This is a genomic window from Pectobacterium punjabense (assembly GCF_012427845.1).
Taxonomy (GTDB): domain Bacteria; phylum Pseudomonadota; class Gammaproteobacteria; order Enterobacterales; family Enterobacteriaceae; genus Pectobacterium; species Pectobacterium punjabense.
Genome location: NZ_CP038498.1, coordinates 1,215,655 through 1,238,888, shown reverse-complemented (window position 1 = coordinate 1,238,888; position 23,234 = coordinate 1,215,655). Strand labels below are relative to the sequence as shown.

The 23,234-nt window shown below is 51.8% G+C and carries 20 protein-coding genes; 12 read left to right on the top strand and 8 right to left on the bottom strand.

The features are described from left to right. Positions 1-30 precede the first annotated feature (30 nt). Together E2566_RS05585 and E2566_RS05580 are read left to right on the top strand one after the other, a co-directional pair. Positions 31-2,169, top strand: coding sequence for a type I secretion system permease/ATPase (locus tag E2566_RS05585; RefSeq protein ID WP_107168803.1), 2,139 nt, complete (start codon positions 31-33; stop codon positions 2,167-2,169). A gap of 11 nt (positions 2,170-2,180) precedes the next feature. Continuing rightward, entirely contained in the window at positions 2,181-3,350 is a 1,170-nt protein-coding gene (locus E2566_RS05580) for an HlyD family type I secretion periplasmic adaptor subunit (protein ID WP_107168802.1), read from the top strand. A gap of 93 nt (positions 3,351-3,443) precedes the next feature. On the opposite strand, the gene E2566_RS05575 is transcribed toward E2566_RS05580, so the two are convergent. Further along, entirely contained in the window at positions 3,444-4,652 is a 1,209-nt protein-coding gene (locus E2566_RS05575) for a glycoside hydrolase family 28 protein (RefSeq protein ID WP_107168801.1), read from the bottom strand. A 577-nt stretch (positions 4,653-5,229) separates the two neighbouring features. On the opposite strand from E2566_RS05575, the gene pelI reads away from it, so the two are divergent. Continuing rightward, a complete protein-coding gene (pelI, locus tag E2566_RS05570; RefSeq protein WP_107168800.1) occupies positions 5,230-6,273 on the top strand; it encodes a pectate lyase PelI in 1,044 nt (347 codons plus the stop codon). Positions 6,274-6,361: 88 nt separating this feature from the next. On the opposite strand, the gene uxuA is transcribed toward pelI, so the two are convergent. Both uxuA and E2566_RS05560 read right to left on the bottom strand, forming a co-directional pair. Beyond that, a complete protein-coding gene (gene uxuA, locus E2566_RS05565; RefSeq protein WP_107168799.1) occupies positions 6,362-7,558 on the bottom strand; it encodes a mannonate dehydratase in 1,197 nt (398 codons plus the stop codon). 283 nt (positions 7,559-7,841) lie between these two features. After that, entirely contained in the window at positions 7,842-8,576 is a 735-nt protein-coding gene (locus tag E2566_RS05560) for an FCD domain-containing protein (RefSeq protein ID WP_107168798.1), read from the bottom strand. Positions 8,577-8,832: 256 nt separating this feature from the next. On the opposite strand from E2566_RS05560, the gene E2566_RS05555 reads away from it, so the two are divergent. The 6 genes from E2566_RS05555 to E2566_RS05530 all read left to right on the top strand — a co-directional run bounded on the left by E2566_RS05555 (position 8,833) and on the right by E2566_RS05530 (position 14,113). Beyond that, positions 8,833-10,026, top strand: coding sequence for an alpha/beta hydrolase (locus tag E2566_RS05555; RefSeq protein ID WP_107168797.1), 1,194 nt, complete (start codon positions 8,833-8,835; stop codon positions 10,024-10,026). Between the two features lie 153 nt (positions 10,027-10,179). Further along, positions 10,180-11,424 carry a SpoIIE family protein phosphatase gene (locus E2566_RS05550; protein ID WP_107168796.1) on the top strand — a complete coding sequence of 415 codons (1,245 nt, stop codon included), beginning with the start codon at positions 10,180-10,182 and terminating at the stop codon, positions 11,422-11,424. Positions 11,425-11,437: 13 nt separating this feature from the next. Further along, complete coding sequence (locus tag E2566_RS05545) at positions 11,438-11,992, top strand: SiaB family protein kinase (RefSeq protein ID WP_107168795.1); 555 nt, start codon at positions 11,438-11,440, stop codon at positions 11,990-11,992. A 1-nt stretch (position 11,993) separates the two neighbouring features. Then, a complete protein-coding gene (locus E2566_RS05540; RefSeq protein ID WP_107168794.1) occupies positions 11,994-12,446 on the top strand; it encodes a DUF1987 domain-containing protein in 453 nt (150 codons plus the stop codon). Next, on the top strand, positions 12,433-13,140 hold the full coding sequence (locus tag E2566_RS05535; protein ID WP_107168793.1) for a GGDEF domain-containing protein: 708 nt from the start codon (positions 12,433-12,435) through the stop codon (positions 13,138-13,140). The genes E2566_RS05540 and E2566_RS05535 overlap by 14 nt, the downstream gene beginning before the upstream one ends. 79 nt (positions 13,141-13,219) lie before the next feature. Beyond that, positions 13,220-14,113: a LysR family transcriptional regulator gene (locus E2566_RS05530; RefSeq protein ID WP_107168792.1), complete on the top strand. Its 894-nt coding sequence runs from the start codon at positions 13,220-13,222 to the stop codon at positions 14,111-14,113. Here E2566_RS05530 and E2566_RS05525 read toward each other — a convergent pair. The 5 genes from E2566_RS05525 to E2566_RS05510 all read right to left on the bottom strand — a co-directional run bounded on the left by E2566_RS05525 (position 14,110) and on the right by E2566_RS05510 (position 18,665). Beyond that, positions 14,110-14,835: a sulfite exporter TauE/SafE family protein gene (locus E2566_RS05525; RefSeq protein WP_205942467.1), complete on the bottom strand. Its 726-nt coding sequence runs from the start codon at positions 14,833-14,835 to the stop codon at positions 14,110-14,112. The two genes, E2566_RS05530 and E2566_RS05525, sit on opposite strands and share 4 nt — an antisense overlap. A gap of 334 nt (positions 14,836-15,169) precedes the next feature. Beyond that, positions 15,170-15,292 carry a hypothetical protein gene (locus E2566_RS21935; RefSeq protein WP_276308118.1) on the bottom strand — a complete coding sequence of 41 codons (123 nt, stop codon included), beginning with the start codon at positions 15,290-15,292 and terminating at the stop codon, positions 15,170-15,172. 79 nt (positions 15,293-15,371) lie between these two features. Further along, positions 15,372-16,442: a lytic murein transglycosylase B gene (gene mltB / locus E2566_RS05520; RefSeq protein ID WP_107168791.1), complete on the bottom strand. Its 1,071-nt coding sequence runs from the start codon at positions 16,440-16,442 to the stop codon at positions 15,372-15,374. Between the two features lie 138 nt (positions 16,443-16,580). Then, on the bottom strand, positions 16,581-16,922 hold the full coding sequence (locus E2566_RS05515) for a zinc ribbon domain-containing protein YjdM (RefSeq protein ID WP_010285776.1): 342 nt from the start codon (positions 16,920-16,922) through the stop codon (positions 16,581-16,583). 120 nt (positions 16,923-17,042) lie between these two features. Then, the gene (locus E2566_RS05510; RefSeq protein ID WP_107168790.1) at positions 17,043-18,665 is read right to left on the bottom strand and encodes an EAL domain-containing protein; all 1,623 of its coding nucleotides are present in this window, start codon (positions 18,663-18,665) and stop codon (positions 17,043-17,045) included. A 647-nt stretch (positions 18,666-19,312) separates the two neighbouring features. Here E2566_RS05510 and fecI point away from each other — a divergent pair. The 3 genes from fecI to fecA all read left to right on the top strand — a co-directional run bounded on the left by fecI (position 19,313) and on the right by fecA (position 23,230). Beyond that, the gene (fecI, locus tag E2566_RS05505; RefSeq protein ID WP_107168789.1) at positions 19,313-19,834 is read left to right on the top strand and encodes a ferric citrate uptake sigma factor FecI; all 522 of its coding nucleotides are present in this window, start codon (positions 19,313-19,315) and stop codon (positions 19,832-19,834) included. Then, a complete protein-coding gene (gene fecR / locus E2566_RS05500; protein ID WP_107168788.1) occupies positions 19,831-20,793 on the top strand; it encodes a ferric citrate uptake sigma factor regulator FecR in 963 nt (320 codons plus the stop codon). Before fecI ends, fecR begins: the two co-directional genes overlap by 4 nt. Before the next feature lie 85 nt (positions 20,794-20,878). Continuing rightward, positions 20,879-23,230, top strand: a complete 2,352-nt coding sequence (gene fecA, locus E2566_RS05495; RefSeq protein ID WP_107168787.1) for a TonB-dependent Fe(3+) dicitrate receptor FecA — start codon at positions 20,879-20,881, stop codon at positions 23,228-23,230. Positions 23,231-23,234 lie beyond the last annotated feature (4 nt).

Genomic DNA, 23,234 nt, shown 5'->3' with positions numbered 1-23,234 from the left:
CCTGTCGGGTAAGAACATGCAGGAATATCAATGACACAAGTAACCAACACTGAGATCTGGATTGCCGCCATGGCGCGTGCCGCTGCACACTACGGGCAGGTGGTCGATATCCCGTCAGTACGCCAGCAAATGCGCTGGTACGAACAGCTCCCCATCGCCCGCCAGTTAGAACAAATCAGCCACCTGATGGGATTAACCATCAGCCTGCGGCACACGGAGAAAATCCGCTGGCGCAACAAGATGTTACCGGTACTGGCGGAAACTGACGACGGCAGCGTCATCGTCATCGAATCATTGAATGACGAGGGGATAGCCACCTACTGGCTGAATGACGGCGGTGATCTTCGGCGTGAAGCCGAACTGGCTGAACTCATTAAACACAGCCAGGGCATTATCGTGCTAGTCGGCATAGCCGAGCGTGGCCGCGATACCCGCATTGATGATTTCGTCAAGCCGTACCGCAAACACTGGTTCTGGCAGCACTTTCGCGGCGCAAAACGGCAGATCGGGGAAATCTCTCTTGCGTCTATCGTGGGTAACGTTCTGGCGCTGGCGGGGATTTTGTTCTCCATGCAGGTGTATGACCGCGTCATTCCGGCACAGTCGATCCCCACGCTGTGGGTGCTGTTTTTCGGCGTGCTGCTGGCTGCCGCATTAGAATATGCTATCCGCCTGTCACGCACCGTCGTCTCCGATTTGATGGGCAAAAGCATCGATTTGCACGTATCGGGTATGCTGTTTGCCCGCGCGCTGGCGATTAAAAATGAGGCCAGGCCAAAATCCACCGGCTCGTTTATTTCACAACTGCGGGAAATCGATCAGGTACGTGAATTGCTGACCTCTACGACCGTCGGTGCCGCCGCCGATATGCCGTTTGTCTTTCTGTTTCTCGGCATCATGGCGATGATCGGCGGTCCACTGGTGCTGATCCCGATGCTGGCGATCCCGCTGATTGTGATCCCCGGCCTGATGCTGCAATGGCCAATGGCGAAGCTCGCCAAGGAAGGCATGCGCGAAAGCGCCTTACGCAATGCGGTGCTGGTCGAGTCCATTGAAGGTATTGAGGATATCAAAGCGTTACAGGCTGAACCCTACTTCCAGCGCCAGTGGGAGCAGACACACGACGTCAGCGCGGCTATCGGGATGAAGCAACGCGTCTGGGGGGCACGGCTCAGCGGCTGGGCGTCGACCGTCCAGCAGTTAACCTATGCCGGGATGCTGGTATTCGGAAGCTATCTGGTGCTCGCGGGCGATATCACCACCGGTACGCTCGTAGCCTGTAGTCTGCTGTCTTCACGTACTATCGCCCCGCTCATGCAGCTCACAATGGTCTTTTCCCGCTGGCAGCACGCCAAAACCGCCATGACCGGGCTGGATGACATTCTGCAAAAGCCGCTGGATCGGCCAGAAGACGGAAAAATGGCGCACTGCCCAATCCTGCAAGGGCATTTCCAGCTCCACAACGTACAGTACAGCTACGATCCTGAACAGGGCGACACCGCCTTGCAGATCGGGAAACTGGACATCAAGCCGGGTGAAAAAGTGGCGCTGCTGGGTAAGGTCGGTGCGGGTAAATCCACCCTGCTCAAGCTGCTTGCCAGCCAGGCAACCGCGACGCGCGGCAAGGTCATCATTGATGGCGTTGACATCAGCCAGATCGATCCGGCAGACGTTCGCCGCCAGTTGGGTTTTCTGTCGCAGGATTCCCGCCTGTTCTTCGGCAGCCTGCGGCAAAACCTGATGCTCGGCAACCCGCATGCCACCGAACAGGAGCTGTTACAGGCGCTGCGCATTAGCGGCGCGCTCAGCCTGATCCAACAGGACGCCGCCAGTCTGGATCGCATTATTCATGAAGGCGGTCGCGGCTTATCCGGCGGGCAGCGGCAAATGATCCTGCTCAGCCGGATGCTGCTACGTAATCCTCAGATTGTGCTGCTCGATGAACCGACCGCATCCATGGACGAGCAGTTGGAAGGCCACGTTATTCACCAGTTAAGCAGCTGGCTCACGGGTCGCACGCTGGTGCTGGTGACGCACCGCCCGGCGTTGCTCAGGCTGGTTGACCGCGTGATCGTCATGGATGGTGGGCGCATCGTGGCAGACGGCCCGCGTGACCAGATTTTGAAGGCCATCAGCAAACCGGCAGAGAGCGCACAGAGCGTGGCGTAAGGAGAAACACAATGAGCAGCATCACCATCCATGATGACCTGAAACGCCAGGGTCGACGCGTTTCCGTCATTATCTGGCTCAGCCTGCTAGGGCTGGTCGTGTTTTTTGTCTGGGCCACCTTTGCCGTGCTGGATGAAGTGTCAGTCGGAACCGGCAAGGTGACGCCCTCGACTCGCGCCCAGGTGATTGAAAGTCTGGACGGCGGGATCATCGGTCAGCTGTATGTACAACAGGGTAATGTTGTCGAAAAGGGACAGGTGTTGGCGCAGTTGGACATCAACCGCTTTCAGTCCGTCTACGGCGAAGCCTTCTCCCGTGTACAGACGTTACAGGCGTCTGCTGAACGCCTGCACGCCGAACTCAGCGGTGCACCGCTAAAATTCAGCGCGGAAACCCTGAAAGAGCCCGCGCTGGCAGCACGTGAACGTCAGCTTTATGAATCACGCCTGCGCAATCGCGATGAAACCATCGCCAACCTGCAACAGTCGATGCGACTGGTCGAGCAGGAGCTGCGCATGACGGAGCCGCTGGTGCAGCGCGGGGCCGCCAGCGCCGTCGAGGTCATTCGGTTACGCCGCCAGATTAGCGAAATCCGTGGCAAAATCGACGAAGCCAGCAACCAGTATGCGGTGCGGGCACGGGAAGAACAGGTTAAAAACAACGCCGATTTGGAAGCACAAAGGGAAGTGGTCAGCGGAAAAGCCGACCAGCTCAAGCGTGCCACTATCACATCACCAGTGCGCGGCATTGTGAAAGACATTCAGGTCACAACTGTCGGCGGCGTGCTGCAACCGGGCGGCAAGCTGATGGAGATCGTACCGCTGGAAGATCAATTGCTGATCGAAACCCGCATCAACCCACGCGATATTGCCTATATCCGACCGGGTTTACCGGCCACGGTAAAAATTACCGCCTATGATTCGTCCATCTACGGCAACTTAACGGGCGAAGTCGAAAGCGTGTCGCCGGATACCCTTCAGGACGAAGTCAGGCGCGACCAGTTTTATTATCGGGTCTATGTGCGAACCACACAGGCGGAGTTGGCCAACAAAGCTGGGGAAAAATTCCCTATCGTGCCCGGTATGGTCGCCAGCGTGGAGATAAGAACGGGCCAGAAAAGCGTGCTGGACTATCTGATTAAACCGCTGAACAAGGTTAATGAAGCACTGCGTGAACGTTAAACTCACGCATGGTAGAACGAGCGTAATTGACAAACAACAGCGCCACCGGTTTCCCGTGCGGCGCTGTAATGACAAAACAACGTAGTAATCAAACTACTTCTTAACGGTAACGTTCTTGATTTGCCATGTGCTGTCACTGGTCAGCTTGACATTCTTCATCGTCACTTCTATCGGCTTTTTGGCATTCTCACCGTTCAGCACCACAACGCCCTTGGTTTCAGACGTCACATCTTTAAACGTAATGTCACTCCAGTCTGGGACATTGCTTCCTTCTTTTTTCTCATACACCGTATCAATCACGATCGGTTTCGCCACATTTTTCATCACGACATTGCTATACCGAACACCATTAACTACACCGGCAGCGGATTTGTCGCTTTTAATGCGTAAGCCGTTGGTCGTGCCGTTCATCTTCAAATCATCGACCGTGACGTTATAAACCCCCATGGTTTCACTGCCGATCGACATACCATGTCCAGTGCCAAAGTCGTTATGAAGGATGGAGATATTGCGCGTCTCCGCCCGACCTTTATAGGCTTTGATCGCGACGTTATCGTCACCCGTCGAAATATTGCTGTAGGCGATGGTGATATTTTTTGATGACATCGGATCGATACCATCGGTATTTCTGGCGGTAGATGGCGTTTTGATCGTGGTTTTCCACGCGGTGAAACCATCACCATCGCTGAACACCACATGGAAATTCGGGGAATTAATGAGAGAAATGTTATACAGCGTAAAATTTTTACTCTTATTAATCTGAATCAGACGAGGGGTATTCTGTTTTAATTTTTTCACTTTGGCATCGGCAGCCAGTTCCCACCAGCTCACCTTTTTGTCCTGAAGTTTCACGCCCCCTTGCCCATCAATGGTGCCCGGACCATAGATTCCGCTGTTTGTCGTACTGATAGCGGTAATAAAGGCATCACAGCCTTTACCGTTTTTATCAACCACACCACAGGACGACGGCGCGTTTTCAAAAGACTTGGCGTTATTCACAGCCCGTAGGGTCACCCCTTTGTCGATTACCAAGCTGACGCCCGAAGGCAGGGAAAGTGGACCGCTGAGAAAGACGGAAGAACTTCCCGCGCTCAATCTTACCGCTTTTCCTTGATCACAATTATTCAGTGCTTTTTGAATAACACTGGTTGCCGTACTGCTGTCCGCTTTAAGCACCGTACAAGAAGACGGTGCTTTCGGCTCGCTCACCGTTCGTGAGTCAGAAGCAAATGCCGATGCGCTAAACAGGCCGATAAGGCCCAGTGATAATGATAAAACTCGCTTGCCTGATTGATATTCCATGTCAAACCTTACCTTATAGATATCCGCAACGTTATTGTGGCTAAAAAGGAACTCCATTTCCCTTTGGATTAATAAGAAAAATAAAACGCCTTTATAGAAACTAAAAATTGTCGAACATGCATATGTAGATTAATAAAAAGTCCATTTACATAAAAATTTGCCTATTTTTTAGAAAAGGCATTCTTTTTCATGCGTGATTAAATTATCACCAGAAAATTAAATGAAGTATCAACAGAACGTGGAAACAAACCGAATCCCGTCACGCCACACAGGCAGCGAGTGGTAACATTTTATCTCTCTTCACGACATTCATTTTTCTTATTCTTTAATAAGAACCTTCCTAATATCGATTAATTCATCGAGAATAATTAAATTAAATATAATAAACGAAGAACAAAATTAAATATAAAATAATAACAGACTAAATTAAATAACCTGATTAACCTCAACAATTTCGACGAATTATTATTCACTTTATATTCCTTGCTATATACTTCCTCTCGATGCGCAAGGACTCCCTCTTTATTTATTCTAAATAAAGAGAAAAAATATCCGTTTAATTTACAAGGAAAAACACATGTTTAAGTATTTAACACCGATATTTTTATGTACGGCTGCTTTTTCTTTTCAGGCTCAAGCTGATGACACCATGCTAATGCTGCTGAAAAAAGACAATGCCACCTATTTAAGCTGGTCTACCGATGCAGGTAATTTAGTTCGTCAGGATGTGTATCGCAGTACCAGTAATAATCAGGCTGGCAGCGAAAAAATCGCAGAGCTCAATTCTACCGATAGAACCTTTACCGATTTAACCGCCAATCCGAATTCGGAATACTGGTATTGGGTGGATACCGTTAGCGGCAATAATAGTGTCCTGAAATCTAATGCCGCTTCAACGGCACCAGCACCACTGCGCGCCGCCTCACTGAAGGCAGCCAGTTCAGAATGTAAAGCGGGAGCGGTAATTAAAGATAAAACCGTCGACTGCGGTGGTATTACTCTAGGTCTGAGTTGTAGTGGAGACAGTGATAAACAGCCTCCTGTTATCACGCTGGAAAATGCGACCATCAAGAACCTGCGTATCTCTGAAAAAGGCGGTTCTGACGGTATCCACTGTAAATCAGGCAACTGCCGTATTGAAAACGTGATCTGGGAAGACGTTTGTGAAGATGCAGCAACCAACCTGGGTAAAACCATGACCATCGTCGGCGGTATTGCACATAACACCACCAATGGCCCTGGCGGCAAGCCGGACAAAGTGCTGCAACAGAATGCCAAAAACAGCCACACGATCGTACAGGGTAACTTCACCCTGACTGGCCAACACGGCAAACTGTGGCGTTCTTGCGGTGACTGTACCAACAACGGTGGCCCACGCAACCTCACTATCATCAGCGCAACCGTTAACGGCACCATCGACAGTATCGCTGGTGTAAACCGCAACTTTGGTGATGTCGCTGAAATCCGCGATCTGCGTATTAAAAACTATAAAGCTGGCACTCCTAAAGTATGTGAAGAGTTTAAAGGCATCGAAAAAGGGAAAGGAAAGACTGAGAAATATGGCGAATTCTGGGATAGCAAGAACTGCAAAGTCAGCCGTTCAAGCGTAAAAGCCCTGTAACTCAGCCAGTAGAACGCACTCCTCTGGGGTTCTTTCGCATCAAACGCCAACAGACCGTGCTTATTCCAGCACGGTCTGTTTCATTTCATCAGCCCTGCTGCAATTCGGTAAACCGTGTGCGCTTCAGCGCCAGCTCAACACCGCGCAGTTCCGCCAACCCTTTCAAACGACCGATTGCCGAATAGCCAGGATTGGTTTTCTTTTTCAGATCGTCCAGCATCTGATGCCCGTGATCTGGGCGCATAGGGATTGGCCGGCGATCGCCCGCCTTCTGACGCCGCAGTTCCTCGGCCAGTATGGCGTCGATGATCGCCACCATGTCCACATCTCCCTGCAAATGCGCCCCTTCATGGAACGAGTTAGGATTGTCTTCACGGCAGGTGGCGCGCAGATGGGTGAAATGCACGCGATCGGCAAACGTTTCCAGCATGTTAACCAGATCGTTATCTATCCGCACGCCGTAAGAACCCGTGCAAAAGGTAAAGCCGTTATGGAGGCTGTCGACCGTCTGTTTCAGCCAACGCATGTCGTCAATGGTAGACATCACACGCGGCAGCCCAAGGATCGGACGCGGTGGATCGTCAGGGTGAATAGCAAGGCGAATACCGGCAGCTTCCGCGACGGGCACAATTTCACGCAGGAAATGACCAAGGTGCTCGCGCAGTTTGGCATGGTCGATACCATCATATTCCGCCAGACGTCCACGGAATTGCTCCAGCGTATAGCCCTCTTCAGATCCCGGCAGGCCTGCAATAATATTGCCGGTCAGACGTGCAATATCCTCTTCGCTCATACCACGGTAGTAGTCAGCAGCCTGTGCTTGCTCATTCGCCGTATAATCTTTTTCGGCACCATTACGTTGCAGGATATGTAATTCAAAGGCCGCAAAGGCAATATGATCGAAACGTAGCGCTTTTGAACCATCCGGCAGCACATATTCCAGATCGGTTCGCGTCCAGTCCAGTACAGGCATGAAGTTATAACACACCGTATCAATGCCACACTGCGCCAGATTTCGCAGAGATTGCTGATAGTTAGCAATATGCTGTCGATAATTCCCCGTTTGGGTTTTGATCTCTTCATGAACCGGCACACTTTCGACCACCGACCACACCAGCCCTTTCGCCTTCAGTTCGGCTTTGCGCTTTTCAATCTCCTCAACCGACCAGATTTCGCCATTGGGGATGTGGTGCAATGCCGTCACCACGCCGGTTGCTCCCGCTTGTCGAACATCATCCAGTGAAACAGGATCGTTCGGACCGTACCAACGCCAGGTTTGTTCCATACCGAGTTACCCTTTTTTGCCAAGTGAGATGGTTGTTTTCGTCACTTTTTTCATCAATAAATGAGAGAAAGCCTACCTCACCGGGGCAGACTGTCAAACGAAACGTGCAAATTGATTGACCAATTACACAAAAAATCCGCTTTTTGGACTAATATCTTGCATAAATAGACGATAAAAATGAAAGGTACGTCAAGGATGGATTATTTGGTCTGACATCTTTCTCTCCGTACATCGGTATGATGTCAGAGAGAAAATCCACACAGAAAAGAGGATAATGGGGAAATTAAGATTCCAGGCGGGAGGGAACGGACTCGAACAGGTAGCCGTCAAAGGCCGGATCGTCCACATTCGAGATTTCCAGCAGTTTAATTTTTACGTTCTCCAAATGCTGCCACATCGCCTGACGCGCCATGTTCACATCACGACGGGACACGGCTCGCAGGATCTGTTCATGATCGTCCAACCACTGGCGTTGATAGCTGAAATCATCAGTATGGGAGTGGATTCCCTGCCACATTGGGCTGCGCTTACGTGCTTGCCAAACCTCATACACCATATTGGCTAAGACGCTGTTTTGAGTAGACTGCGCCAGCAGGCAATGAAATTGCTCATCAGCGCTTTCATCCACGCTACCGTTCTCAAGCGATGCCCTTTCTTGTTCAATGGCTTGTCGCATTTTCACAATGTCACTTTTAGTCGCCTGCATCGCAGCAAATGCGGCTACCTCACCTTCCAGCAGTTGACGCGCCTGCATCAGCTCGAAGGGGCCATAGCCGCTGTCTACCACGCTATCTTTTCCCTGCGTAGTCGGGAGTTGCATGACATAAACGCCAGAACCTTTGCGCACTTCAATCAGCTTTTCCAACTCCAGCATAATCAGGGCTTCACGCACCACGCTACGGCTAACGTTGTAGGTTTCAGCAATATCACGCTCAGGAGGCAAGCGATCGCCAATCTGATAGTTTCCTTTCAGAATTTCCGTGCGAAGATTGTCGCCAATCTGCTGATATAAACGCATACCGCCATCCCTTTATTCAACATCGGCCATCGCAATATTGGCCTGACCAAAAAACAGAAAAAACGCCTGATTTGTCCGAAGTATAACATGAAGCCCCACGGCGCAAACCCTAAAGGCAGCAGGTTACCTTTTCAATGCGCTTCACCGCGCCGCACGTTGAGCGCCATGCTTGCCAAATAATTTCAGATATAGTGTTGTCGAACCGCCATATCCCGTTCGCTATCACGTTGATGTTGCCAGCAGGCAAGGAGAATAAATGACAATAAACGTATTCCGGTTCGTTTCGTTGCCAATCTGGAAACGGGTGATGGTAGGTTTATTCGCCCTCCCGGGCGTGCTTTTTATCGTGGGATGCAACAGCAATCCACGTGATATTACGCCATTAGGACAGCCGTCATTCGAGCGCTATCAGCAGGAAACAACACGCTGGGTAGAGCAGCATCGCGCCTTCCAAACCACAGATAAGCAGTTGGAATTACGCTGGAATACGCCCAGTGAAACCCGTCCCGCGGGTCAACCGCGTAAGGCGATTTTATTGGTCCACGGACTGGGAGATTCCCCCGGTTCGTTCATTGACATCACGCCGAAATTGGTCGAACAGGGATTTCTGGTCAGAACCGTTTTGCTACCAGGGCACGGCACGCGCCCCTCCGATCTACTGCACGTTACCGTTGATGACTGGCGCAGCGTCGTTGCCGAACAGGCTGCAATCCTCAGCAAAGACGTTGATGAAGTCTATCTGGGCGGTTTTTCCACTGGCGGCAATTTGGTGCTTGAATACGCGTCACAACACCCAGAAATCAAAGGGCTGGTGCTGTTTTCACCCGCGATTAAATCCAACGAAAAATACGATTTTATGACACCGCTGCTATCCGTGTTTACCGACTGGCTGATGCCACCGCGTCCCGGCTACCCTGAACAACTGGCGACCCGCTATATGCGCGTGCCGACCAACGGTTTCGCCCAATATTACTATTCCAGCAGAGGTGTTCGTTCACAGCTGGCCAAAAAACCTTATGACAAGCCAGTGTTAATCGTTCTGGCGGAGCATGATTCTGTCGTCGATACGACTTATATTGCCAACATGTTCGATACCCAGTTTACCAACCCACGCAGTCGTCTAATCTGGTATGGCGATCGCCCTGCGGGTATCCATTCTTCACGCATGTTAGTGCGTACTGGCTCCTTGCCTGAATGGCGTATCAGCCAACTCTCACATATGTCGCTCCTATTTTCACCAGAAAATACGGAATACGGCAAAACAGGCTCAATCATTATTTGCGCCAACGGACAAACCAATAACGACTTGAAGGCCTGCGAGGATCGCAGCACGCTGTGGTATTCCGACTGGGGATATATCGAAAACGGTAAAACCCACGTACGCCTGACCTTCAACCCGTATTTCGACTGGCAAAACCAGATCATGCTCAACGTATTGGACGCGCAATAGCACAGATGTCTCCCTAAATACGTCGAGTTGCAGGACAAAACGTTAACGTTTTGAACAACGCATCTGCGGCTTGAAGTATGGCGAGAATTGTCATCATTTGGTCATCAAGGGCGGGTATTTTGACGTAAAGATAAATCCGCCCAAAGATTAACCATGATCGCCATGCCCGTTCCTTGCGCCCGACCACTCCTCCGGGGTACACCGGTGGCGCGAGATCTTTGTATTCCTCTGCCGGATGTTTCTCCTGACACCGACAATGCCACCGTATTGCAGTTGTTCAGTAAAAATAAAGAATGGGTCAGCCTGCCTGTCGTCGAGGATGGACGCCCTTTTGGCTTAATCAACCGCCACATTTTTCTCTCCCAAATGTCCCGTCCTTTTTATCGCGAACTGTATGACAAAAAGAGCTGCATCGCGTTTATGGATAAAAACCCGCTGATTATCGATGCGCTGGCGTCGTTAAACGACGTCGCCGATCAAACGGTGATCACCGGTGACAAATCGCTAACGGACGGCTTTATGATCACCGAAAATGGGCGTTATATCGGTATCGGACTCGGCATTGATCTGATCAAGGCCGTATCGGATATGCACTTACGCCAACATCAGCAGATTATGCAAAGCATCGAATATGCCAGTGTGATTCAGGCCGCGATGCTGACGACGTCAACGCAGGCGATGTCTCGCACACTGGCCGACTGGTGCTTAGCCTGGGAGCCACGGGACTGTGTCGGTGGTGACTGTTATGCCTTTAAAACCTATCAAAACGGCTGGCTTGCCGCCGTCGCAGACTGTACCGGGCACGGCGTACCTGGCGCATTTATGACCTTAATTTTCGCTTCTGCATTGGAACAGGCGCTGACCCAGCACGGCCCCATACTGCCCGCGCAGTTATTACAGGCGATCAATCGCCATATCAAAGACACGCTGGGACAACGTGACGAAGCTCGCCAGCTTTCTACCTCTAATGACGGCTGCGACGCGATGCTGGTGTTCTGCGACATGACGCGCAACACGCTGACATTTTCCGGCGCACGGATGCCTGCATTTATGCTGCAAAACCAGACCGGGCAACTGACGCCGCTCCAGTGCGATCGAATGGGTATCGGCTATACCGAAACGCCTTATGACTACCAGTGGTCAAGCTACGAACTGCCGCTGCATGACAATGATATGTTTTTCACCACCACGGATGGGTTGACGGATCAAATCGGCGGAGAACGCAGGATTATGTTTGGGAAACGGCGGTTACAAGAACATCTCCAGCACTATCAAAACCAGCCAATGCGTGAATTGGCTAACCAACTGCTATCAGCACACAAGATCTACCAGGGCGATCAGACCCGACGAGATGATTTAACTTTTTGGGGCTTCCGACATTGTTCGACTTTTGTTTAATCAGGTAGGCAGAATGATGCCAGACATCAAATACACCGAGTTCTTTTCGCCCTCTCCTCAGCATGACATCACGCTGTATTACGTGGGCTATTTTTCACAAAATATCATCAGTTCACTGGCTGAAACCATGAGGCTACAACTGGAGAAAAAGCAGCTTCCCGCCGGTATCCGTCGCCGACTGTTCTCTACATTCGTGGAAATGGTACAAAACATCACTCGCTATTCCGCTGCAAAGTTAACCGCGTTCGATCACCCCATTGAGGTACGTCATGGCTCCGTGTGCTTGGGTTACGAAAATGGGAAATACTTCCTGTTATGCGCCAACCCGGTAAGCCCCGACGATGTAGAGAAGCTACGGGGGCGTCTTGAACCGCTGCGCGGTATGACGCTTGATGAAATCCGACTCGCCTACAAAGTCTCTCTGCGCGATGAAACCCCATCATCAAGCAAAGGCGCGGATATGGGTCTGTTGACCGTCGCACGTGATGCCAGTGAGCCACTCCAGTTTACGTTTCGGGCCGACGCATCAACGGGGCTATCTACGTTTTATCTGAAGGCAATCATTTGACATGAAAAATATAACGACCATAAGCAACCTCCATATTTCGGGGACATCCTGTACCCCGACTGTTGATTTTCACTTTGACACACACCGTCTTTATCTTTCTGGCGAATCTTATCCTGAGAATGCAGCGGCGTTTTATCGCCCGCTGCTCACTGAGATTCAGGCATATCTACACAGACTGACAGTCTGCGCGGAAACCATGTCACCCGATGAGGTACTGCCAAGCATCGAAATACATGTATCCCTGATTTACTTCAACAGCTCCAGCACCAAAATGCTGTTCAGTTTGTTCAACCTGCTGAATCAAGCTGCGGAACAGACATTATCGATTGCGCTGTATTGGTATTACGACAAAGACGACGATATTGCAGAAGAATTTGGTGAAGAACTCCACATCGATTTCCCTGCCCTGACCTTTCACAGCACGATTTTGAGTGATAACCATGAGCACAATTGACTTGTTTACACCGGAATACGACATTTTGCTCGCCGCACGCAACATCGCTAACCAGCAGGAGAGGCCTGCTGAAGTCTATCGCGATACGCTGCTGGCATTAACCGACCATTACCAGCGGCTGGTACGAGAGTCGCATCGCCTTATTTCACGCAGCGATAGGGCGGAGAAAGAGCTGAATCGCCTAAATGCACAGCTCAACAAGTTGGCGGTCGAACTGGAATACAAAGCCAGCCACGATCCGTTGACCAGCGTGTATAACCGCGGTGCGATTATTGAACGCATAAACCATGCACTGGAACGCAACCAGGCGGCGCTCATCGTGTTGGATATCGATCACTTCAAGCAGGTGAATGATACCTATGGCCACCCGACTGGCGATGCCGTGATTTGCGATCTGGTGTCACGTGTGCAACACGTCCTGAGTACCACAAACAGCATTGGTCGCGTGGGTGGCGAAGAGTTCACTATTCTGCTGGAAGGGCATACGCTCATGCAGGCCGTCGCCCTCGCCAGCCAACTCCATCACGATCTCAACAGGATGCCGCTCAGCGTACTCCCACAGCAGCGCGTCACCGCCAGTTTTGGCGTCAGTTGGGCGCCACAGAAGACCAGCTTCGATGCGCTATACGGTGCAGCAGACGCCGCGCTCTATCAGGCCAAAGAAAAAGGAAGAAACAGAGTGGAGTTTCAATAAGCCGCAGTCTGAGCGATTGCCGTCGCTCTGGCTCACGGCCATAATAGTAGGTATCGGCTCACCCGAGACAGATTCCCCTATGCGATTCGATTTAACCGATCTCCGACTGTTTCTCAATATTCAGAAAGCAGGCAGTATTACCGGCGGCGCAGCGGCGTCCTGCTTGACTGTACAAGCGGCCAGCGAGCGAGTCCGAGGGATGGAAGAAGAACTGGGTGTAGCGCTATTGCTGCGATCAAAGGCAGGCGTTTCGCTCACCGACGCAGGGTTTTCGCTGGCACACCATGCCCACATAATCCTGCGGCAGGTAGAACATATGCGCAGCGAATTACACCAATATGGCAGAGGGCTACGCGGCCATATACCGCTATTGTGCAATTCTGCGGCACTGAATGAATATTTACCGACTCTGCTGGGCCGCTATCTCGTTGTCTGTCCGCAAATATCCGTCGCGGTGGATGAAAAACTCAGCCGCGATATCGTCGATGCCATCCGCAACCAAACTGCCGACCTCGGCATTGTCGCCGATTCCGTTGCACTCGACGGGCTAGAAACCCGACCATTTCGCAGGGACGAACTGGTCGTCGTCGTTCCAAAAAATAGCGCATGGACTGGGAAGAAACGACTAAGCCTTTCTGACATCGCTGACGCCGAATTTATCGGGCTTAGCGAAGGTGCCGCGTTGCAGGAACACATCGATGAACATGCCAGAAAGTTGGGAAAACGCCTGAATTATCGCGTGCGTCTTGCCAGTTTCGATGCCGTCACGCAGGTAATTCACAGCGGTATTGGCATTGGTATTCTTCCGCGACATGCCGCACAGCGTATGATGGAGCGGCTAGAAATTCACACCATTCCGCTGTCAGACGAGTGGGCGACGCGCAATCTGGTTCTCTGCGTTCGCCAGTTTTCCGCGCTGCCCGGCTATGTTCAGGATTTTGTCGCGTTCATTACCGCAGAGCATGCGGATTAGGCCAGCCCGCGTGCCGCCATGTATCCACCCAGCGCCATCAGCCCGATAAAGAAGCAGCGCCGGAAAACCTGCTCGCTAATCGCGTGGCGCAGGCGTTGTCCTATCATCATACCCAGCAGCGCAGGAATCAGCGCCAGCAAAGACTGCCAGAGATCGATATTCTGTAATCCCATTCCCCGCGTGAGTTGTAACGCCAGCCCCAACGTAGAGACGGTAAACGCCAGCCCCAACGCCTGCACCAGATCGTTTTTATTGAGCCGCAGGCATTGCAGATAAGGCACAGCGGGAATCACAAAAACGCCTGTTGCCGCCGTGATTGCGCCAGTGAGGTAGCCCACCAGCGGTGAGAGCCAGATTTCATGACGCCCCGGCTGCGGTAAGGTCGTCGCCACAATGCCCCACAGGCCATAAACCACCAAAATGCCGCCGAGCGCTGCGTTCGTCCATGACGACGATGACGTTAGCGCGGGGAGTCCGTTCCATAAGGTTCCAACCATAATGCCGATAAATAGCGTCCAAAACCGCTTAATCAGGCTAAGAAAAGCAGGACCACAGACGAGCTGCCAGATGTTGGTCACCAGTGACGGAACAATCAGCAACCCAGCCGCACTGGCGGCGGGCATCGCTAGCGTTAACAGACCCATCGCGATCGTCGGTAACCCCAGGCCAATCACGCCTTTCACCACACCAGCCAGCAGGAACACCACCATCATCGTCGTCATTTATCGCCTCAGTTTGTTGCGCCATAGGAAGAACTCTACGCAGGAATAGTCCAATGAGGGCACTACTGGTGTCTATGCGGATTGTATTGAGGCTGATTCAGGGAAAATTTGAGATAAAGGGAGGATTGAGAGTCTTGGAGTCACATCTTTATACATAATGCATAATGCATAATGCATATGCAGGCTCAGAGGCCGTTTCGTGCGCAACAATATCGCTATTCTCATGCTACCTCGTAGCACGCGCCCGACATAGGGGGCTACGCCAGCCCCCTATGAACCCCGGCTTTTGGCGGAAATTATGCCGCTAAAGCGGTGCCATCGGTGTTCATGACCGCTAATCGAGCCACCAGTGACGCGTTCCCGACGCGGCACTGGCTTTCGCGGCATCCGTGCCGCTCACTCGGCGGCCACGCCCACCGATGCATAATTTTTTACGCCGGATAACGGCAAACCTCACTTACGTCCCTGCATTATGTAAGAGACAGCCCCTGAGAATGGGGCTGCCACACCAAGCAGATATCTTAGTCACGCTGGTCTTAGCGCGCGCGGCCTACGGCCTCACCGAGTTGCCATACGGCCATCGCATAGTGCGTGCTGTGGTTGTAGCGTGTGATGGTGTAGAAGTTCGGTAATCCATACCAGTATTGATATCCCGTCCCGATATCGAGCCGCAGCAGGCTAGCTTCACTGTATCCCGCCAGCGAATGCTGTGGCGTTAACCCAGCGGCCTGGAGTTCAGTAAGCGAGTAGCGGGTATTAAAACCATTTGCAAGCAGCGGTGCCTGACCGTTTGCCTGCACCGCGACAGGCGCGCCCTTCACCCAGCCGTGTGCTTTGAAATAATTGGCTACGCTGCCAATTGCGTCCACCGGGTCCCACAGATTGGTATGCCCGTTGCCATCAAAATCCACCGCGTAATTCTTGAAGGATGAAGGCATAAACTGCCCGTAGCCCATTGCGCCAGCATAAGAGCCGCGCAGGCTGAGCGGATCGTTGCCTTCCTTACGCGCCATCAGCAGAAAGGTTTCCAGTTCGCCCGCAAAGTAGTCGGCACGTCGCGGGTAATCAAACGCCAACGTAGCCAAGGCATCAATGATGCGCGTTTTCCCCATGACCCTGCCCCAGCGAGTTTCAACGCCAATAATGCCGACGATGATCTCAGGCGGAACGCCGTAAATGGCCTGGGCACGCTGTAGTGCATCCTGATATTGATTCCAGAACGCCACGCCGTTCTGCACATTATCTGGCGTAATAAACTGATTGCGGTAACGGTTCCAGGCACCGTTCGGCCCCGAAGGGGGACGCGATGTCGGAGCTTGCTTATCCATCAGACGGATCACCCAATCCAGGCTTTTCGCCTGAACCAGCACATCATGCAGTTGCTGACGATTAAAACCGTGCTCCAGCACCATTTTATCGACAAACCGGGCAGTAGCCGGATTGGTCGCGAAATCACCACCGAGCGGATGCACATTGTGCGCAGGTTCAAGTAGAAAACCACCGCTGAAAGGATTACCCGAAGGTGCTTCTGCCGGAGGGGAGGACGGCTGACTGCTACAGGCCGAGAGCAAAACAAGCAGAGGGAGAAAACGAACCAGATGACGCATCAGATATCCGTATAGCCAGGTAAGAAATCAATATCAGCTATGGTAAAGGATTGTCTGATGTGAAAAAACCAGCCAGAGGTGAAAAAGTGCCGCGCGCCAACCAGAGAGGAGACTGACGCGCGCGTCATCACATCAGGATCAGTTTTTCTTCACAAACTCAGATTTCAGCTTCATCGGTCCAAACCCGTCGATTTTACAATCAATATTGTGATCGCCTTCCACCAGGCGAATCCCTTTCACACGGGTGCCAATCTTCAATGGCGTCGAACTGCCTTTAACTTTCAGGTCTTTAATGACCGTTACCGTATCGCCGTCCGCCAGCAGGTTGCCGTTGGCATCTTTTACCACTAAAACGTCATCCTGTGCCGCTGCATCACCCGCCGCCGACCACTCATTTCCACATTCAGGGCAGTTAAGCATTTCGCCTTCTTGCCAGGTGTATTCAGAACTGCATTTTGGACAATGAGGTAACTGTTGCATGATAAACTCCTGAAAAATTCACAATAAAAAAGCAATAGATATCATTAGTTAACTACCCTATTCTCGATATTTTACCCTTTCATGCACATTTTTGATAGTGAAGCAGCGTTTATCGTGACTTTACTGCCCGCCTGACGTGGTTTCTCGCCTTGTTGCCAGAAACGCGAGTAACCCCTCTTGGGTGAGCGCTTTGGAATACAGCCAGCCCTGCGCATAGGCAACACCAAGACTTTTCAGATAGGCTTCCTGAATCGGGGTTTCGACGCCTTCGGCAACAATTTGTTGGTTAAGGCAGTGCGCCATGCTGACAATATGCGACAACACAATGTCGGTGGGGCAATGGCTATTAATATTCCAGACAAAAGACTTATCGATTTTGAGCGTATTGGCTTTGACCCGTTCAAGATACGACAGCCCGGCATAGCCAGTACCAAAATCATCAATCGCGACATCAATGCCTTTCTGTTGATACAGCTCCACCATCAGCCCAGCTTTTTGTGGCTCGATCATTGATGACTCGGTTAATTCAACATTGATATTCGCCCCTTCAAGATCGTGTGCAGCAATATGCTCCACGAGATAATTGAAAATGGAAATATCTTCAAATTCCGCGGCCTCAAGATTGATGGAGACAAACATCTCAGGGTACGTTTTCCTCAGTATGCAGGCCGTTTGGATCGCCTCATCAATGACATATAACGTCAGTGCTTTCATCAATCCCGTCTGACGCAGCATAGGGATAAACGAGTCCGGCATAATTACGCGTCCGTCTGAATGATGCCAGCGAATCAACGCTTCACACCCAACAACCTGAGCGGTATTCAGTGCAATAATCGGCTGATAATACAATTCAAACTCTTTTTGCTTCAGCGCCTGATTAAGAACATAGCGCGGGCTCTGAATAGTCAGCGTTCGTCGGGAGATCAACGCGGAAAGCAGCAGGGAAAGTAGAAGAAAAAGAGGCAACGCGGAGAAGAAAATCGTCAGATAACGTGCGGTACTCACAGGTTTATCCGCACTCACTACCAGAGCAAGATCGCTGTTTGATAGCGGTTTCAGGACATAATATTTATTATCAATATAAAATCTATCGGTTCGATTTTCTCCCGTTATCAGGCGAGAAAAAACACCGTCACCGATCGAATCCGACAAGATAACCTGCCCATCCTGTTTTTTTCTTTCCAGCAACGCACTCTGAATATTATGGCTATAGGAGGGAATATCCAGAAATGAGCGCGGATTCAACACCACAAGGTGACGCGTTGCGCCAACATAAATCATTCTCTTATTGCGGTTCAGCGGGCTTTCAACGTTATACCACACCCCATAGGCGTTTTTATAAACAAAATCGGGAGCAGGAAGAAACATCGTATTAATGTCGTTCAGCATCGAAGAACAGCGAGGCCGATTCCCGTCGATATAGACGATATCCTGGATGTAATCATTATCGTAAGCCACCTTGCGGAGCACATTGAGGTGGGGGGTATCGCAATAAGGCGAACGGTATTCTTCTAAATTATCGAGTGCAGAGGTCGCCTGCACCATTATTTCGCCAGCGTGTTCAAGCGTGAGGTCAGAAAACGTCTCCACATCCTCTTCAAACTGTTTGAGGGTGAAAGTCGAATGGAGCTCAAGTACCAACGCAAAAAGCGAAACCAGAATAAAAAATAGGCTGGCAGATAATAAGAAAAAACCTTTCTTAAAATAGAGCGTTTGAAAATAGGCTAACAGGTTTTTTCTCATAGGGAGAGCGACGTATCATCATCACGAGAAATCCAACATAGCACACAACGCTTCCCCACAATGTATGGATATCCTAAATAATTATACCCGTCATACTTCAAGTTGCATGTGCGTTGGCTGCGTTACTCAGCACACTGGCGTGTACCTCGCCCCGTTGGGGCCGCTGCAAGCAGCGTTCAAACCTGCCTCTGGCAGGTTTGTCAGTCACCCGAATCACTTACCTGAGTAAGCTCATCGGGATGAAATGAGAGACATCCTGTCTCTCACCGGAGGCCAGCCGTTGGCTGGTCAAATTCGTTCCCGACGAATTTGTCCTTCGCTTGCCGCGTTATTCGGCCTTAGGCCTCACCCCTTCGGGATCAGCGCAAGCGCTGTTCAAAAACGCCTCGTCGTTTTTGTCCTGAAACTCGAATTATTTAGGGTATATAATTTCAGGACCTTGATAGCCGTCTGACTTGGTGTGCCTCCACGGCATAAGGCCAACAGACTTATTTGACCCTCTATTTACTTTAAAAAACAGCAAGTTGCTTTCTACCCCGTTTATCGTGTCGATATCTCGCCGTGATTTAATTGTAATGAGAACCATTATCATATTAACATAGCGTCTATTATTTACCGCCGATACGCGTTTCTACTTTCTGACCATGATGTCTGACCACGCCACCACTTCTGCTGAATTGACGCTCGAATCGCTCTACGGTTCACATCACAGTTGGCTGAAGCACTGGCTGACGGGCAAACTCCAATCTTCTTTTGATGCCGATGATATTGCTCAGGATACCTTCCTGCGCGTGATGAACGGCGAGTCTCTCACTGCAATCCGCGATCCCAAATCCTTCCTGTGTACCGTTGCCAAACGCGTGATGGTCGATTTGTTTCGTCGCAATGCGCTGGAAAAAGCCTATCTGGATAGGCTGGCGCAGTTGCCGGAGGCGCTTGTACCCTCGCCGGAAATCCAGCAACAGCAGCTTGAGACGCTTCAGCAGGTGGATGCCATGCTCGATGGCCTTAACCACAAAGCACGGCAGGCATTTCTACTTTCCCAGCTTGACGGCATGGCCTACGGTGAAATTGCCGCACGGCTGAGTGTTTCCGTCAGCTCAGTCAAAAAGTATGTTGCCAAAGCCACGGAGCATTGCCTGCTGTTTCGTCTGGAGCACGGGCTGTGAGTCTTCCACTGACCGATTCTCAACGTCAGGCGCTGCACTCTGCCTCGCACTGGTATGCGGTGCTGAGCGACGAACGCGTGAGCCCGCAGCAAACCGAGAAATGGCAACGGTGGTATGAACAAAATCAAGACCATCAATGGGCCTGGCTACAGGTAGAAAGCCTGCGCAGCCAGATGAACGTCGTGCCAGGCAACGTCGCCCACCGCGCGCTTCAGGATACTCAACTCACCCGTCGCCGCGTGATGAAAGGCCTGCTGCTGCTGTTAAGCGTGGGCGGCGGCTGGCAGCTTTGGCGTTCTGACGCCGGAACAGGCCTGCGGGCGGACTATACTACGGCGAAAGGTGCGATCCGCCAGCAGCGTCTGGAAGACGGCACGTTACTCTCGCTGAACACCGACAGCGCCGTCGATGTTCGTTTCGATCCACAGCAGCGGCGCATTCATCTCTGGTACGGCGAAGTCGCGATAACCACCGGACAGGACTCCAACAATCGTCCTTTCTACGTGCAAACACGACAAGGGCAACTGACCGCACTGGGTACTGAATTTACAGTACGTCAAGAAAAAGGCAGTACGGTACTGAGTGTGCAACAACATGCGGTGAAAGTGGTACTGGCAGACAATCCGACTCAAACACGCATCGTGCGTCAGGGCGAAAGCCTGCGCTTCAACGCATGGGAACTGGGTGAAACCCAATCCACAGATGAAGAAGATAACAACTGGACGCAGGGTATTCTCAGCTTCAGCAATAAACCGCTCGGCGAGGTGATGGAAACGCTCTCGCGTTACCGTCACGGCGTACTGCGCTGTAGCCCAGAGGTCGCAACGCTGCGGCTAAGCGGCACCTTTCCGCTGAAAAATACCGACACCGTTCTACACGTGATTGAGAAAACCCTTCCGGTTAAAATTCAGTACATTACGCGTTACTGGGTCAACATCCTTCCGCAAACTAAACGATAACGAAAAAAATTATCATTCTTGATTGTCCTTTTTCTCCCTCTCGTTCGACTTAGGTATATACAACAAAAATGATGATGGAGACGTTATGACGCTCTTACGCGCCTTTCGCAAAGCAACCCCTTTAGCGATGGCGATACAGCTCAGCTTGCTGCCGACAGTCGGTATCACGACAGGGATAGCCTACGCCGCAACGGTGCCTGCCACTGCACGCTACGACATTGCGGCGGGTGATTTAGATAAAGCGCTCAACCACTACGCCGCCCGCAGCGGCATTACGCTGTCAGTGGATGCCAGCCTGACGCAGGGAAAACGTAGCAACGGCCTGCACGGCGACTACACCGTTGACGGCGGTTTGAAAGCCCTACTTGCGGGGAGCGGTCTGCAACTGAAAGCGCTGGGCGATAACGCCTGGACGCTTGAACCCATCCCGGCAGCAGCAGCAGAAGAAACGCTGACAGTCGTCGGCGACTGGTTGGGGGAAGCGCGTGAAAATGACGTCTTTGAACATGCAGGCGCGCGTGATGTGATCCGCCGTGAAGATTTCGCCAAGACCGGTGCCACCACCATGCGCGATGTCTTAAATCGCATGCCGGGCGTATATGCGCCAGAAAATAACGGTACGGGTAGTCACGATCTAGCTATGAATTTCGGTATTCGTGGTCTCAGCCCGCGTCTGGCTAGCCGCTCCACCGTTCTAATGGACGGTATTCCGGTGCCGTTTGCACCTTACGGCCAGCCACAACTGTCCCTCGCCCCCATCTCCCTGGGCAATATGGATGCCGTTGACGTGGTACGCGGCGGCGGTGCCGTGCGCTACGGGCCGCAGAGCGTCGGCGGCGTCGTGAACTTCGTCACTCGGGCGATCCCGAAAGCGTTTGGCATTCATGCTGGCGTAGAAGGCCAATACAGCCCGACGTCCTCACAGCACAACCCGAAAGAAACCCACAACCTGTTGGTTGGCGGCACGGCAGATAACGGTTTCGGTTCGGCGTTGCTCTATTCAGGCACACGCGGCAGCGACTGGCGCGAACACAGCGCGACGCGTATTGACGACGTGATGCTAAAAAGCCGCTACGCACCGAACGAGGTACACACCTTTAACAGCCTGCTGCAATATTATGATGGCAGCGCCGATATGCCAGGCGGCCTATCCCGTGCCGATTATAATACCGACCGCTGGCAGTCAACGCGTCCGTACGATCGCTTCTGGGGGCGTCGTCAGCTTGCCAGTCTGGGCTATCAATACCAGCCGGATCAGCAGCATAAATTCAATATTCAGGGCTTCTACACGCGCACGCTGCGCAGTGGCTATCTGGAACAGAATTCCATCATTACCCTGTCGCCGCGTGAATATTGGGTACGTGGCATCGAGCCCCGCTACAGCCAAAGTTTTACCCTCGGCTCCTCAGCGCATGAAGTCGGCGTCGGCTACCGCTATGTCAGCGAATCCACCCATGAGGTGCGTTACTTCACCAATACCGCGAGCAAGACGCTGCCAAGTACCAACAGCCCCATCGACCGCGAAACCCGGGCGGGTACAGAGGCGCACGCCTGGTACATTGACGATCGCGTTGATATTGGCAACTGGACGATTACGCCGGGAATGCGTTTCGAGCACATCAAATCTCATCAGGACAATACGCTGAAAGGCACCGGCGAAGCGGTCAGCTACAACGCGCCGCTGCCTGCCCTGAACGTGCTCTACCACGTTAACGAAAGCTGGAATCTTTATGCGAACACTGAAGGATCATTCGGCACCGTACAGTACAGCCGAATTGGCAAGGCTGCTCAAAGCGGCAAAGTGGAGCCAGAAAAAGCACGTACCTGGGAAGTGGGTACCCGCTACGACGATGGCGCGCTGACCGCAGAAATGGGCGTCTTCCTGGTTAACTTTAATAACCAGTATGATTCCAATCAGACCAACAACACCGTCACCACACGGGGAAAAACTCGCCATTCCGGGCTGGAAACGCAGGCACGCTATAGTCTCGCCGAGCTGTCGCCCCGCTTAGAGGCGGTGTCGGTTTATGCGCGCTATGCCTACGTAAATGCTGAAATTCGCGAAGCGGGTGATACCTACGGTAATCAGGTGCCCTTCTCTTCAAAACACCGGGGTGGATTCGGCGTCGATTACCAACCGGGCAACTGGACGTTCAACCTAAACAGTGAGTTCCAGTCCAGCCAATTCGCCAATAACGCTAACACCATTGCCGAAAGCGCCGATGGCAGCGCCGGACGACTCCCCGGCTTTATGCTGTGGGGCGCGCGTGCGGCCTATGACTTTGGCCCGCAGCTCTCCGATCTCAATCTGGCCTTTGGTGTGAAAAACCTGTTCGACCATGATTACTACACGCGCTCGAACAGCGATGACAACAACAAAGGGATTTATGCTGGCCAGCCGCGCACTTTCTACATGCAGGGCTCGCTGAAATTCTGACAGT

What these genes read in the sequence shown, in the direction of transcription:
- E2566_RS05515 (WP_010285776.1), bottom strand. Translation starts at nt 16,922, where the DNA reads ATGCAACAGTTACCTCATTGTCCAAAATGCAGTTCTGAATACACCTGG.
- E2566_RS05540 (WP_107168794.1), top strand. Translation starts at nt 11,994, where the DNA reads ATGAAAAATATAACGACCATAAGCAACCTCCATATTTCGGGGACATCC.
- E2566_RS05580 (WP_107168802.1), top strand. Translation starts at nt 2,181, where the DNA reads ATGAGCAGCATCACCATCCATGATGACCTGAAACGCCAGGGTCGACGC.
- E2566_RS05525 (WP_205942467.1), bottom strand. Translation starts at nt 14,835, where the DNA reads ATGACGACGATGATGGTGGTGTTCCTGCTGGCTGGTGTGGTGAAAGGC.
- E2566_RS05560 (WP_107168798.1), bottom strand. Translation starts at nt 8,576, where the DNA reads ATGCGTTTATATCAGCAGATTGGCGACAATCTTCGCACGGAAATTCTG.
- E2566_RS05530 (WP_107168792.1), top strand. Translation starts at nt 13,220, where the DNA reads ATGCGATTCGATTTAACCGATCTCCGACTGTTTCTCAATATTCAGAAA.
- E2566_RS05545 (WP_107168795.1), top strand. Translation starts at nt 11,438, where the DNA reads ATGATGCCAGACATCAAATACACCGAGTTCTTTTCGCCCTCTCCTCAG.
- fecA (WP_107168787.1), top strand. Translation starts at nt 20,879, where the DNA reads ATGACGCTCTTACGCGCCTTTCGCAAAGCAACCCCTTTAGCGATGGCG.
- uxuA (WP_107168799.1), bottom strand. Translation starts at nt 7,558, where the DNA reads ATGGAACAAACCTGGCGTTGGTACGGTCCGAACGATCCTGTTTCACTG.
- E2566_RS05555 (WP_107168797.1), top strand. Translation starts at nt 8,833, where the DNA reads ATGACAATAAACGTATTCCGGTTCGTTTCGTTGCCAATCTGGAAACGG.
- E2566_RS05575 (WP_107168801.1), bottom strand. Translation starts at nt 4,652, where the DNA reads ATGGAATATCAATCAGGCAAGCGAGTTTTATCATTATCACTGGGCCTT.
- fecI (WP_107168789.1), top strand. Translation starts at nt 19,313, where the DNA reads ATGTCTGACCACGCCACCACTTCTGCTGAATTGACGCTCGAATCGCTC.
- E2566_RS05535 (WP_107168793.1), top strand. Translation starts at nt 12,433, where the DNA reads ATGAGCACAATTGACTTGTTTACACCGGAATACGACATTTTGCTCGCC.
- E2566_RS05550 (WP_107168796.1), top strand. Translation starts at nt 10,180, where the DNA reads ATGATCGCCATGCCCGTTCCTTGCGCCCGACCACTCCTCCGGGGTACA.
- mltB (WP_107168791.1), bottom strand. Translation starts at nt 16,442, where the DNA reads ATGCGTCATCTGGTTCGTTTTCTCCCTCTGCTTGTTTTGCTCTCGGCC.
- E2566_RS05510 (WP_107168790.1), bottom strand. Translation starts at nt 18,665, where the DNA reads ATGAGAAAAAACCTGTTAGCCTATTTTCAAACGCTCTATTTTAAGAAA.
- E2566_RS05585 (WP_107168803.1), top strand. Translation starts at nt 31, where the DNA reads ATGACACAAGTAACCAACACTGAGATCTGGATTGCCGCCATGGCGCGT.
- pelI (WP_107168800.1), top strand. Translation starts at nt 5,230, where the DNA reads ATGTTTAAGTATTTAACACCGATATTTTTATGTACGGCTGCTTTTTCT.